This window comes from Paraglaciecola sp. L3A3 (assembly GCF_009796765.1).
Taxonomy (GTDB): domain Bacteria; phylum Pseudomonadota; class Gammaproteobacteria; order Enterobacterales; family Alteromonadaceae; genus Paraglaciecola.
In genome coordinates, this window is the sequence record NZ_CP047023.1 from 1,383,949 (window position 1) to 1,396,624 (window position 12,676).

The following is a 12,676-nucleotide window of genomic DNA, read 5'->3' on the forward strand; positions in this document are numbered from 1 at the left end:
TGGTGAATTTTTTTGCACTAAAAAAGAGATTAAATTCTTAGCTAATCAGTTGCTTAATTTCTGCTATAATCGACGGGTTTTTATGAATCGCTTTTTGAGACAATCCATGCCGACTATCCAACCCGCCTCTAGAACTAAAATTATCCCCCGTATGAAAGCGGAACGAGGATTATTTTCTTTTCCCAAATATTGGGCAGAGTGTTTTGAACCTGCACCATTTTTGCCTATGTCCCGTAAAGAAATGGACCAATTGGGTTGGGATAGTTGTGACATCATAATCGTCACAGGCGATGCCTATATTGACCATCCAAGTTTTGGTATGGCTGTGATCGGTCGAACGCTTGAAGCACAAGGTTTTAGAGTGGGAATTATTTCTCAACCTAATTGGCACTCTAAAGCAGATTTTATGCAGTTGGGCGAACCCAATTTATTTTTTGGGGTAACCGCGGGCAACATGGATTCGATGATCAATCGTTATACTGCCGATCGCAAACTTCGCCATGATGATGCTTATACTGCGAATAATGAAGGGGGGAAACGCCCTGACCGAGCTGTGACTGTGTATACCCAAAGGTGTAAAGAAGCTTATAAAAAACCTGTTGTAATTGGTGGTATCGAAGCCAGCTTGCGTCGTATCGCTCATTACGATTATTGGTCTGACAAAGTACGTCGAAGTGTTTTATTTGATTCAAAAGCCGATATGTTGATGTTTGGTAATGCCGAGCGGCCACTAATAGAAATGGCTCATAGATTTGCATCTGGTGAAACCATAGATCAAATGCAAGATATTCGTGGCACGGCAGTATTGCGCAGAGAGCCCTTACCCGGTTGGCAAGGCGTCGATTCAACTCACCTTGATGTGATTGGAAAAATTGATCCTGTTATTAGTCCATACGAAAATATCGAAGATAAATGTGCTGTTTCATCTGAAGCAGAAAAACAAGCGGCGATTGACGCAGAAAAAGCTAAACCTATCGTTGTGCAGCCATTTACATCGAAAACTCAAAGGCGTAAACCGTGGGATAAAACTTACGTATTGTTGCCGCCTTACGATATGGTGCGTGCTGAAAAAACACTTTACGCTCATACATCGAGAATTTTACATAAAGAAACCAATCCAGGTTGTGCTAGAGCATTAGCACAGCGACATGGTGATAGAATAGTCTGGATCAATCCACCGGCGTTTCCACTTGAAACCGAAGAGATGGATGCCGTGTTTGATTTACCTTATGCACGTGTTCCACATCCTAGTTATGGTAAAGCCAAAATACCCGCTTACGATATGATTAAAACGTCGGTAAATATCATGCGTGGTTGTTTTGGTGGCTGTACTTTTTGTTCGATTACCGAACACGAGGGAAGGGTGATCCAAAGCCGTTCTGAAGAATCTATTATTCGTGAAATCGAAAATATTCGCGATAAAGTACCAGGCTTTACTGGGGTTATTTCTGATCTGGGCGGTCCAACTGCCAATATGTACAAGTTACGTTGTAAGAGTCCTAAAGCCGAACAAGCTTGTCGACGTTTGTCTTGTGTATGGCCTGAAATTTGTGGCCACTTAGATACCGATCAATCACCTACCACAAACTTGTATCGTCAAGCTAGAAAGGTAGAGGGAGTTAAAAAAGTTCTGATTGCTTCGGGTGTACGTTATGACTTGGCAATTGAAGATCCTGAGTATGTAAAAGAATTAGTCACTCACCATGTAGGTGGCTATCTAAAAATTGCGCCTGAGCATACGGAAAAAGCCCCTCTTGATAAAATGATGAAACCGGGTATGGGCACATACGATAGGTTTAAAGTGTTATTCGATAAATACACTAAAGAAGCGGGTAAAGAGCAATTTTTGATCCCTTACTTTATTTCAGCTCACCCAGGCACTAAAGACGAAGACATGCTGAATTTGGCTCTATGGTTAAAAGAACGCAACTTCAAACTGGATCAAGTACAGAACTTTTATCCGTCACCTATGGCTAATGCCACTACTATGTATCACACCAATAAAAACCCGATACATAAAGTGAATCATAAAAGTGAAATTGTAGAAGTGCCTAAAGGTGAAATTCAAAGGCGTTTACATAGAGCCTTTTTACGTTACCACGATCCGGCAAACTGGCCCATGTTACGTAAAGCGTTAACAGAGATGGGCAAGGCCTATTTAATTGGAAATGGACCTAAATGTTTGGTGCCAACTGAAAGTCGTAATGAACTTCGTGGCAGAGATCAAAAAGCCTATGCCAAACGTTCGGTGAATAAAGCGCATGCTAAGGGTAAAAATCCTAATGCTGCACGGGCGCAAAAAGGCTTAACTCGATTCAGTGATAATCAGCCCCATAATGACGCAGCAAATAAAAGTAATGGGGCGAATAAGTCCAAAGCGGGAGGCAAAGCTAAACGTTAGTAGTTGATACAAATAATGAAAAAAGAGGCCTTGGTCTCTTTTTTTATAAGTACCTTTGAAGCGTCATTGGTATTTTCCAGAATACAGGTTTGTTAAGCTAGTCACTTTTGTTTGTTTCGGAGCCCAAGTTTTATGTCTACAGAGTCATGTGTGAGTTGCAAGGGAGCGTCTTTATTTGGTAAATGCTTATTGTTAGTGATGGCCTGTATTACAAGCTTTTCTAGTCTTGCTAAATACACCGATATATTTACTGAGCATAAAATTGTGGTGCCTTTTAATGTCACTCAGGCTGTTTTAGCCGTGGATCTTTTACCCAAAGCTGGGATTGAGTTACTTGTTGTGGGGGTGGACGATAACCTTCAGCGGAAACTGACAATATATGCGATCGATGAAACAGCCAGTTATAAAGCTATGGATACTATTGATATACCTGCAAGCTTTTTTGCTTTTGATCTAGGTGAAGAAAACGCAGAAGGTTTAAAAAGTTTATATTTTTTGACTAAATCAGAGGTTAAAAAATATATTCCTGCTCATATGAATCATGCTGCTAGTTTGCAAATTGAGCAAGCTGTGTCATCTATGTATTTAAGCGATAAGTCTGATGCATTTGAGCATATCAATTTTGTTTTGGATGTAAATGATGATGGTCAAGATGACATAGTCTTACCTCATTTTGAACAGTTGAACCTGTGGTTAACTGATTGCTGTACTAAAAGGCATGTCCAGCATTTACCTATAACGGCTAGGTTACAATTAAAAAATAGTCAATTTAGGTATTTCGATGCCGATTTGTTTTTCCAAGATATGAACTTGGATAATAAAACAGACATAGTTTATTTGTCTGAAGGAAAAGTGGTTACTCACTTGCAAAATGCAGATATGCAATTTGATTTTCAAGCCCAATATATCGATATTGTTAAGTCGGTGTCAGCTTATGAGTGGTGGGATATTACCGACGAAAATGGCCAAGAGCTTGATCAAAGTCATTTAACCTACAGAAAGCTGGATACAGTAAGAGACATTAATGGCGATAAAATTCCTGATTTAGTGGTTAAGTACACACAAAGCTCTGGCGTACTAGATAAAACCATTGATTACGAATTTTATTATGGCAGCTATCAAGACGGTAAACTCAGCTACCCTAAACAACTTTCTAGCAAAGTAACGTCTAAAGATACCTTAACTGACTTGCATTTAGTTGATCTACAAAATGATGGAAAACTTGAGGTATTAGTGTCTTCTTTTGATATTGGCCTTGCTCAAATCATCAGTGCATTAATGTCTGGCAGTATTGACCAAGATACTATGATTTTTATAATGGATGAGCAGGGACTATTTGTCGAAAAGCCTATTGTTAATCAAGAGGTCGAATTAACCTTTAGTTTGTCATCGGGTAATTCTGGAGAGCCATTAGTCAAGATATCAGACATTAATGGTGACAAACACAAAGATTTAGTTTTTTCAGATGGCACAGATGTGCTTAAAGTATTATATGCCACCCCTGAGGATAAAAGGCCTTTCAGCAGGCGTGCCGTTAGACAAAAATTACAGATACCCCAAAATGCAGAAGAAGTATTAGTCGATGATCTAAATGGTGACGAAAAAACCGATTTTATTTTTCATTTTGGCCCGAGTGACGGGCCAGAAAAAATGCGTGAAATATCTATCTTGTTGGCTAAATAATATTGGTCAAGTAGAACTTGCCGCTCCCGAGTTCAGTTGCTAGTGCAAAGTGCTATTGACGTAAGTTTCAATCGGCACCACTAAACCAAGATTGAGTTTGTTTTTTTAAAGACTGAATTATAGCCATTGTTAATGCTGGCAAATTTAGTCTGAGTATTAGCTAAACCCATTTTCTATTCCAAATCGCCTATTCGATGCCAGCAATTAAAATATGTTGGCTGTCAGAGCCCGCTGTTCGCGCTTGTAAATGAGGTATGTATTCAGGGTCGGTCATAAATGCGATTGCAGCTTCTTTTGAAGGCCACTGAATAATCACACGTACATTAACTGTTGAGCCTTCACCTTCAAGATATTCGTGACTATCTGTACGAGCAATGTATTTTCCACCATGTTTGTTGACTATGGTTTCTGTTGCCGCAGCATAGTCAGCTATCCAATCCTGATTAGTGGGGGTGACTGCTATCACTGAATAATGAGTCATATTAAGTTTCCTATTCTTTTTTTGAAGGGCAAATGTCATAAAGGACAAATACCCATCTATTTGAGAGCCATGGGATAAAAAGTGTTTAAATCTGGCTAATTATGCAGGGTAGATATCAACCACAACTTTACCCATACCTTGACCACTTGATAAACGGGCCTGAGCTTCACTCGCTTGCTCTAGTGAAAATGTCAGTTCGTCTAATACTGGAGTTAATCCACCGGCTTCAGCTATTTCAGTTAATTGTTGTAGGATTTTTCCATGTGCGGCACGTTTGAAGTTATGTAGCATAGGGATCAACATAAAGACTACGTGTAAAGATAAACCTTTAAAGTGAGCCACAGATAAATCTATTTCAAGTAAAGATACAGTCGAAGCAATTTGTCCATTTAACGCTGCAGCTTCAAAAGATTTTGTCATGTTCGCGCCACCGACAGAATCAAATATAAGTTCAAAACCTGCACCATCTGTATGTTTTTGTACATAGTCAGTCACTGTTTCTGTTTTGTAATTAATCGCTGTTGCGCCTAATTTTTCGATCAACGCTATTTGTTTGTCACCGCCACCAGTAGCAAAAACGTTTGCGCCAAAGTGATTGGCCAGTTGTAAAGCAATATGACCTACACCACCTGAACCACCGTGCACTAATACGTTTTGGCCTTGGCTGATACCTGCACGAATTAACCCTTCGTATGCAGTAATACCCACCAAAGGAATAGCGGCCGCTTCACGCATGGTTAAATTTTTTGCTTTACGAGCGATTAGATCGATGTCGGCAACTATATATTCAGCTAAGGTGCCAGGTAAGTTGCCTAGTCCGCCAGCACAACCGTAGACTTCATCACCTACGTTATAATCTGTCACACCTTCACCCACTTCTTCAACTATTCCAGCAAAATCCATACCCAATACGGCAGGTAGAGGCGGCGCGAAAGGTAATTCTGTACCCATTTCACGAATCATAGTATCTACTGTATTAATACTAGAAGCTTTGATATTAACTAAAACGTGACCCGCTTTAATTTGTGGTTTAGCTATGTCTGCCACTGCAAATACTTCAGGGCCACCAAATGCTTTTATAATTGCTGCTTTCATTTTGTTTACTCTCTCAATATTTTGTTAATAAGTATTGCTGGTATGAACATAAGTATATTTGATTGTTTATAATTGATAATATCTAAATATAAAGAATTACTTTATAGATTTGGTTGATAATCATGAATATTGAACACTTAAAGCTATTTGTACGTTTAGCCGTGACCCATAACATTAGTGCCGCAGGGCAAGAGCTGGGATTATCGCCGGCGGTTGCCAGTGCTCATATCAATAAACTGGAAGAATCTTTGAACGTGCGTTTAGTGCATCGCACCACCAGAAAGGTATCTTTAACGGAAGAAGGTATGGCTTTTTTGCCTCATGCAGAAGAAGTGCTTGCTCAAGTCAACGCCGCCATGGTGTCTGTAGGCAAGGGCAATAGTTCACCTAGTGGTACCTTGCGGGTTGCTGCTCCTGTGTCTTTTGCTCGCTCCCATTTAGTCCCTTGGCTAAAAGGCTTTTTAGAAAATTATCCCGATCTCAAAGTCGATTTTCGTTTGTCTGATTCCATTATTGATATGGTGGAAGGCGGTTTTGATATTGCTATTCGTAATGCGGCATTAAAAGACTCAACTCTAGTGGCTCGTAAACTGGCTCCTGATAAACGTATTATTTGTGCTTCGCCCGATTATCTAAAACAGTTTGGAGTACCTAAAGTGCCAGCAGATTTATTGCAGCATCAATGTATTTATCTGACAGGGCTTGATACCTGGCACCTTGATGGTCCTGATGGAGCTAAAAGTATCAAAATATCAGGCGTATTTAAAACAGACAGCGGTGAAGTAGTAAGAGATGCAGCAGTGGCGGGGTTGGGAATAACCATTAGTTCGACTTGGAATTGTTATCAACAATTAGCGAAGGGGGAATTAGTGCCAATATTAGAAAATTATACTTTGTCCCCCGAGACAGCTATTTGGGCTGTGTATCCTAGCTCACGTTTATTAGCCCCTAAAGTAAGAGCTTTTATTGACTATTATTCAGAGAAATTTGCTGGTACTCCCTATTGGGATAAAATTCACCTCTAGCCAAGAATTGGATTTTCTTGGCCAAAGAGTTAAGCCAATTATCACTGCAACATATCAGAACCGGTAGCGAGTTCAGTTAATATGCGTTCGAATGCTTGCCACTGACTTTTTTGATCTTGGCTGAGTCTATTGATGTAGTTTGACACTATGTCTTTACCAAGATTGTAATTCAGCACGTAAGCCCGATATTGTTCGATAAAACGTATGCTTTGTTCAGCTTTCTCTGTGGATATTAAGGAATATTTACGCCTTTGTTCTATTGCTTCCTGGCGGCTGATTTTTCCGTCTAAGTACAATTGAGCTGTGGCGGTTATAGAATGAGACAGATTTTCGATCAATTTATTCAGTTTGTCTAAACTAGCTGCGTTTTTAGTATCTAACCCAGCTTTAGCAAATAATACTTTTTTTTCATAATAGATTTTTTGCTGGGTTGGAAAGGCTAATTCAACAGCAAAATTTGCGCTGCCTTCGGCAATTAAGGCATAAGGGCTAAATAAAGGGAAAAGTGAAAACTCAATCCAGTCTTTCTGTTTTAAAAGTTGATTTTCAATCAATACATTCCACACATGATGACCAGGGTAACCTTCATGACAACCTAGTGTGATGGCGCGATCTATATGGATAGGAAAGTCTAAGTTAATTTGCATTAAGCTTTTATTTTCACCTTGATACCAGTTGTAACCAGACCAATTTTTGTCTGTTACATATTCGAGTTTAAAATTTTCAGTTGCAGGTAAGCTAATGTACTGATTAGAACGAGCACGACATTCATCAATTGCCATGCTTAATACAGCATCAACACTGTCTTCAGGAATAATAAAATCTTGGCGAAAATTATTAATCCTCTCAGACAAATCACCTTTACCGGGCAGTAGTTGGTTTATTTGATTAAGCACTTGATCAAATGTGGCAAAATCATATTCTGGTAATTCAACGTCATAAATGAGTTTAGCTTCTTGGCTGAAACTAAATGTTTCGCCCAGCAACATTCTTGCTCTGACGTCCATAGCTCGCACATTGCGGAATAGAGCTTTATGGCGTAGTTCTAATTCTTCGGTGATAGGCAGTACGGTAAGAGCTTGTAATAAAGAATGAATATCTTCTGCTAGTTGTTGTTTAGAACGTAAGTTTTCTTTGGCTTGAATTCGCCATTCAGCAGGGCCCATATAAGCATCAACATAGTCGGTGTCATATTCTCCTAACTCCAAACCTAATTTGACGTATCGTTGGGCTGCGTCATCTAATGTTTCGGCAATTAATATACTGCTTTGAGCGAAGGTGTTATGTGAGGCAAAGCAAAGGAAAAAACTGAAAAGAAAAGTGCTAGTGAAGCGAGAATACTGTTTTTTTAGCATAGAATAAATTTTAATCCAATGTTATTACTTTGTTAAACTCTAACTCAATTGAATATTTTATTCTCTAGCAATTTGTAATAAAACTTGAGTTAAGTGAGTGATAAACTGCAATAGTTAAGTCTGTTTATCCATTAGCAAAAAACAGTGTGAAATATCTTATTAACTGACATATCCATCTCACTAGTATTTTTGGTAACATACCCTTCGCTTTTTAATATGCGATATTAAGATTTTAAATAAATGACCCAATTTGTGGTCTTAGGATTGAATGAAAACTCCCAAAAGAATACAGCCATTAGTTGAAGATGGCCTTGTTGATGAAGTGTTATATCAACTAATGAGCGGTAAGGAAGCGACTGTATATGCTGTTCGTTGTGGTGAAGAAGTTCGCTGCGCTAAAGTATATAAAGAGGCGATGAAACGCAGTTTCAAAAAAGCAGCAGAATACCAAGAAGGCCGAAAAGTAAAAAACTCTCGTCGTGCCAGAGCCATGGAAAAGGGCTCTAAATTTGGTCGTAAACAGCAAGAAGAAGCTTGGCAAAACACAGAAGTAGATGCTTTGTTTAAATTAGCTAAAGCCGGAGTGCGGGTACCTGAGCCTTATGGTTGTTATGACGGCGTGCTGTTGATGGAGTTAGTCACCGATGATGAAGGTGATGTTGCCCCTCGTCTAAATGACGTGTCTATGTCTGCGGAACAAGCGATAGATGATCACGCTTTGGTGATGCAATATGTCATGCGTATGTTATGTGTTGGATTAATTCATGGTGACTTATCCGAATTTAATGTATTGGTTGATGATTACGGCCCTGTGATCATTGATTTACCCCAAGTGGTCGATGCCGCGGCTAATAATAATGCTTTTAAAATGTTGCAGCGAGATGTACGTAATATGTCTGAATATTATGGTCAGTATGCTCCAGAACTAATAGAGACTTGGTACGCAGAAGAAATGTGGGCCTTATTTGAATCGGGTGAATTGACCACAGAAACCGAATTAACCGGACATTTTGACATACCAGAAACAGACGCTGATGTGGATTCAGTCTTAGATGAAATCAAAGCGGCTTTCGCCGAAGAAGAAGCTCGACAAGAAAGAATAAGAGAAGCTAACGAAGAGTAGAGACAGGAAGGTAGATACAATCTGCTTTCCTAAATTAAAAAACATCACAAGAAATGAGTTGTAAAAACTATTCGTTGGGATTAGTTTTATTGTCCTATTCGGGTTGCTACATTCCAAACATGGCCGGCTGGAGACATAACTCTGCCAATGCGATCTCCCCAAATTTGGTCTTCAGCAGCCATTAAAATTTTAGCTCCAGCTAGTCCGGCTTGTTTGATAATCGTATCCATATCGTCCACGTAGATGTAATTCACCACAGAGCAGCTGCCATCTAATTCTGGGGATTTGCTTGCGAGGTGAGATATTTCGTTGTGTAACATAAATAATGATCCACTTGCACTTAATGTTGCGTGAATAACTGCTCCTTTTTTGTCTTCTCGTTGAGATAATAATTCAGCATTAAATGCTTGTTTATAGAAGAAAATTTCTGCTGCAACTTGTTTGCACACTAGCATGGGGATTATCATTTTAGGTTTCATGTGTATACCAATTCAACTTCTATGTATTTTTGATGCTAACACATAAATTGGTATAACTTGTATTTGTGAATAGTGTTATAAAAGGATGTGAAAATATCAAAAAAGGAGTCGTCTTGAGACAATCATTACGAGAAAAAATTATTCAAATATGTGAGCAGAAGATAAAAAGAAAAGGTGAAAATGTAGGCTTATCTTTTTATGCATTTTTTAAAAATAAAAATGATCAACCTGAAATATTGATGGAAGCAGCCAAGTGGTGGATTGAAACCCACCAATTAGATCATTTCGAAAAAGCTGTGAAAATTAAAAGCATGGTGGCGTCAGGGAAATAACACATCGAGTATTTTGCTAAACTTTATTCCGAGAGTATTACTTGATTTCTGCCTGCTTCTTTGGCTTTGTATAAAGCTTTGTCGGCTCGTTCGATTATATTGGTTAATGCGTCACCTCGATGTTTTGCAGCAATGCCAAAAGATGCAGTAACTGGAGGGATTTTTTTACCGTCACGTTTGTTGGTATATGGCCTTGAAGCAAGTTTTTCTCGGATCCCGTCGGCTAATTTATGAGCTTCAGGTAAATCGTATTCTGGACAGATTAAACCAAATTCTTCGCCACCTAAACGAATAGGCACAACGGGTTTTTTGCATTCATTTTTTAATAAATTGGCCACTATCTTAAGAATTTGGTCTCCTAAAATATGTCCATGGGTATCATTAAATATTTTAAATTTATCAATGTCCATAATAATAAAAGTGAGCTTTTTTGTACTATTTGGATTATTCACAAACTCTTTAAAAATAGAATCTAAAACTCGACGATTGAATAAACCGGTCAGAGGGTCTGTGCTGGCTTCTCGTTTACTATCTTCTAGTTCTTCTTTTAGGGTGTTAATCTCAGCCTGCGCGTCTGATAGCTGTGCTTGAAAACTATCATTAACTTTAGATATCCCATTAATATTACTAGTCAGTTCATTTAAAACGGGTGATATATTTGTATCTACATCATCTAGCAGAGAAACCTTCTCAGCTATGGCTGATGAAAAGCCTGATGCTTGTTTAGCAGTTGTGTTGATAGAATCGGATAGATTGCTTGCTAAATGTGATAGCGAAGCTTGAAATGCTATTAATTGTTGTTCATTGTCATTCTCGGCATGACCAATATGTTGCAGAAACAGTGATTCAGCAATTTTAGGTGGACATGTACCGTAACGTTCTATTGTTTGGTCTAGTTCTTTGTTTAATCTTGGAAAGGCTTTTGAATAATAGCTATACCACAAAGTGTAATTTAGAGGGTTGGGCACTATGTTAAATTTCATCATAGTGGGTACAGCCAAACGTAAAAACTCTACAGCTTGGTCTGAATTTTCAGAAAAGTTCATCTACATCCTCAATGTATATTATTAATGGCGAGGGCATTACGTTATCGAATATACGTTATTGAGGCTATTAAGCCATAAAGTGATGCAGGGCGGTAGACCTAAAAAGCATACCTCATTGATTATTTGTTATTTGTATTCGAGGTTAATCCCTAGCTCTTGGCTATAAATTTTCTCCATCTCTAGGTCGGCACTAAACACGGGTTTTCGTTTTAACCAGTCCCCAGGAAATTGAATATATAAGCTTTTACCATCCGCCTTAAGTAATATTTTTGGCAAAATATCATCTTGTCGCTTGATATTCAGTAATATACTTAAACGTAAAATCTCAATGAGTTTGTGTACTTGGGATTGTTGTAATGTTGTGAACTCAGGAATTTCGGTTAATTTAATTTTTTTCCGATGAAAACGAGTTAATAAAGCTAATAATGTTTGTTGTTCTTGGCTAAACCCGGGGAGTTCAATGTTTTGTAATATATAACTCGAGTGACGTTGAATCCCACGCGTGTTAATTTGCAAACCTACCTCATGTAGTAGGGCGGACCAAGCTAATATATTTTTAAGTTCGTTCTCGTCTATCTCCCATGATTTTTTCACTTGTTCGTATAAATCCATGGCAGTGGTTAACACTCGTTTTGCATGGGCTACATCTACATCATATCGGGTGGCTAAACTTTGTGCGCTTCGTTCACGTATATCGACATGTTGTAAATTATCTTCCATCTCATACAACACTCCTTCTCGTAAAGCCGCGCTTGATAACTCCATTTCAGTAATATCTAAACTTTTAAAAATGCCGATTAATATGGCTAACCCTGCAGCGATCACAGGCTTGCGTTCTTCTGCTAACCCTTTAAGGGCTAAATCTTTACTATTCTTAGCAGCGCAACATAATTCCATTAAGGTATATAGGTCGCTTAGGCATACATGATTATCTCTGTTAGTGTCATCTAACTGAGAGGCTAATTCAATGATTGTTTTGATGGTGCCAGAAGTGCCAATACAAGCTTTCCAGCCAATTTGTTTGTATTTTTTGTCGATTAACTCTAAAGATTGTTGGGCCGCGGTAATCGCTTTTTCAAAAGCTTTACGTTTTAGTTCACCCTGTTTGAAATATTGACTGGTATAACTGACACAGCCCATCTGAATACTTCGCAAAATTTGGGTCTCAAAACCTTCACCAATAATAAATTCTGTTGAACCGCCACCAATATCAATCACTAATCGTTTGGCTTCTTGATGATTAGTGTGTGCTACGCCTTGGTAAATCAGTCTGGCTTCTTCTACACCTGAGATAATTTCAATAGGAAACGGAAATACTTTTTTTGCCGCTTTAATAAAGTCATTGGCGTTAGTGGCTTTTCGTAAAGCGTGGGTAGCCACCACTTTGACATATTTAGGTTCAAAACCTTGCAAGCTTTCAGCAATCAGTTTTAAGGTGTTTAACCCCCTTAACATTGCTTCTTCAGACAAGTAACCATCTTTATCTAAGCCTTCAGCAAGGCGAACTTTAGGTTTCAATCTGTGTAATATCTGCACAGAATCGGCCACAATACGCGCTACCACTAAATGAAAGCTATTAGAGCCAATATCCAAAGCAGCAACTTGTATACTGTCTCTTTCTTCCACACTTTCAAAAGCGGATGTCACATTAGGCAT

The 12,676-nt window shown here is 38.7% G+C and carries 11 protein-coding genes; 5 read left to right on the plus strand and 6 right to left on the minus strand.

The genetic code is table 11. From position 1 onward, the window contains the following. Nucleotides 1-106: 106 nt before the first annotated feature. Complete coding sequence (locus tag GQR87_RS05710) at nt 107-2,401, plus strand: YgiQ family radical SAM protein (RefSeq protein ID WP_158972889.1); 2,295 nt, start codon at nt 107-109, stop codon at nt 2,399-2,401. Nucleotides 2,402-2,533: 132 nt separating this feature from the next. Next, nucleotides 2,534-4,084: a VCBS repeat-containing protein gene (locus GQR87_RS05715; protein ID WP_158967396.1), complete on the plus strand. Its 1,551-nt coding sequence runs from the start codon at nt 2,534-2,536 to the stop codon at nt 4,082-4,084. A gap of 187 nt (nt 4,085-4,271) precedes the next feature. Here GQR87_RS05715 and GQR87_RS05720 read toward each other — a convergent pair whose 3' ends face one another. Both GQR87_RS05720 and GQR87_RS05725 read right to left on the minus strand, forming a co-directional pair. After that, the gene (locus tag GQR87_RS05720; protein WP_158967398.1) at nt 4,272-4,565 is read right to left on the minus strand and encodes a DUF1330 domain-containing protein; all 294 of its coding nucleotides are present in this window, start codon (nt 4,563-4,565) and stop codon (nt 4,272-4,274) included. A gap of 99 nt (nt 4,566-4,664) precedes the next feature. Continuing rightward, a complete protein-coding gene (locus tag GQR87_RS05725) occupies nt 4,665-5,660 on the minus strand; it encodes a zinc-dependent alcohol dehydrogenase family protein (RefSeq protein WP_158967400.1) in 996 nt (331 codons plus the stop codon). Between the two features lie 122 nt (nt 5,661-5,782). Between GQR87_RS05725 and GQR87_RS05730 the strand changes: the two genes are divergently transcribed. Then, nucleotides 5,783-6,685, plus strand: a complete 903-nt coding sequence (locus tag GQR87_RS05730; RefSeq protein WP_158967402.1) for a LysR family transcriptional regulator — start codon at nt 5,783-5,785, stop codon at nt 6,683-6,685. A 41-nt stretch (nt 6,686-6,726) separates the two neighbouring features. Here GQR87_RS05730 and GQR87_RS05735 read toward each other — a convergent pair whose 3' ends face one another. Then, the gene (locus GQR87_RS05735; RefSeq protein WP_158967404.1) at nt 6,727-8,040 is read right to left on the minus strand and encodes a hypothetical protein; all 1,314 of its coding nucleotides are present in this window, start codon (nt 8,038-8,040) and stop codon (nt 6,727-6,729) included. Nucleotides 8,041-8,308: 268 nt separating this feature from the next. Between GQR87_RS05735 and GQR87_RS05740 the strand changes: the two genes are divergently transcribed. Further along, nucleotides 8,309-9,163: a PA4780 family RIO1-like protein kinase gene (locus GQR87_RS05740; RefSeq protein WP_158967406.1), complete on the plus strand. Its 855-nt coding sequence runs from the start codon at nt 8,309-8,311 to the stop codon at nt 9,161-9,163. Between the two features lie 86 nt (nt 9,164-9,249). Here GQR87_RS05740 and GQR87_RS05745 read toward each other — a convergent pair whose 3' ends face one another. Then, on the minus strand, nt 9,250-9,642 hold the full coding sequence (locus GQR87_RS05745; RefSeq protein ID WP_158967408.1) for a VOC family protein: 393 nt from the start codon (nt 9,640-9,642) through the stop codon (nt 9,250-9,252). 113 nt (nt 9,643-9,755) lie between these two features. Here GQR87_RS05745 and GQR87_RS05750 point away from each other — a divergent pair, with 113 nt between their 5' ends. Next, nucleotides 9,756-9,974, plus strand: coding sequence for a DUF6500 family protein (locus tag GQR87_RS05750; RefSeq protein ID WP_158967410.1), 219 nt, complete (start codon nt 9,756-9,758; stop codon nt 9,972-9,974). Nucleotides 9,975-9,997: 23 nt separating this feature from the next. Here the strand turns inward: GQR87_RS05750 and GQR87_RS05755 are convergent, their stop codons facing one another. Together GQR87_RS05755 and ppx are read right to left on the minus strand one after the other, a co-directional pair. Further along, a complete protein-coding gene (locus GQR87_RS05755; protein ID WP_158967412.1) occupies nt 9,998-11,020 on the minus strand; it encodes a GGDEF domain-containing protein in 1,023 nt (340 codons plus the stop codon). Between the two features lie 126 nt (nt 11,021-11,146). Further along, nucleotides 11,147-12,676, minus strand: coding sequence for an exopolyphosphatase (gene ppx / locus GQR87_RS05760; RefSeq protein ID WP_158967414.1), 1,530 nt, complete (start codon nt 12,674-12,676; stop codon nt 11,147-11,149).

Coding starts and splice junctions, on each gene's coding strand:
- GQR87_RS05735 (WP_158967404.1), bottom strand. CDS start 8,040: ATGCTAAAAAAACAGTATTCTCGCTTCACTAGCACTTTTCTTTTCAGT.
- GQR87_RS05720 (WP_158967398.1), bottom strand. CDS start 4,565: ATGACTCATTATTCAGTGATAGCAGTCACCCCCACTAATCAGGATTGG.
- GQR87_RS05740 (WP_158967406.1), top strand. CDS start 8,309: ATGAAAACTCCCAAAAGAATACAGCCATTAGTTGAAGATGGCCTTGTT.
- GQR87_RS05730 (WP_158967402.1), top strand. CDS start 5,783: ATGAATATTGAACACTTAAAGCTATTTGTACGTTTAGCCGTGACCCAT.
- GQR87_RS05725 (WP_158967400.1), bottom strand. CDS start 5,660: ATGAAAGCAGCAATTATAAAAGCATTTGGTGGCCCTGAAGTATTTGCA.
- GQR87_RS05755 (WP_158967412.1), bottom strand. CDS start 11,020: ATGAACTTTTCTGAAAATTCAGACCAAGCTGTAGAGTTTTTACGTTTG.
- ppx (WP_158967414.1), bottom strand. CDS start 12,676: ATGCCTAATGTGACATCCGCTTTTGAAAGTGTGGAAGAAAGAGACAGT.
- GQR87_RS05710 (WP_158972889.1), top strand. CDS start 107: ATGCCGACTATCCAACCCGCCTCTAGAACTAAAATTATCCCCCGTATG.
- GQR87_RS05715 (WP_158967396.1), top strand. CDS start 2,534: ATGTCTACAGAGTCATGTGTGAGTTGCAAGGGAGCGTCTTTATTTGGT.
- GQR87_RS05745 (WP_158967408.1), bottom strand. CDS start 9,642: ATGAAACCTAAAATGATAATCCCCATGCTAGTGTGCAAACAAGTTGCA.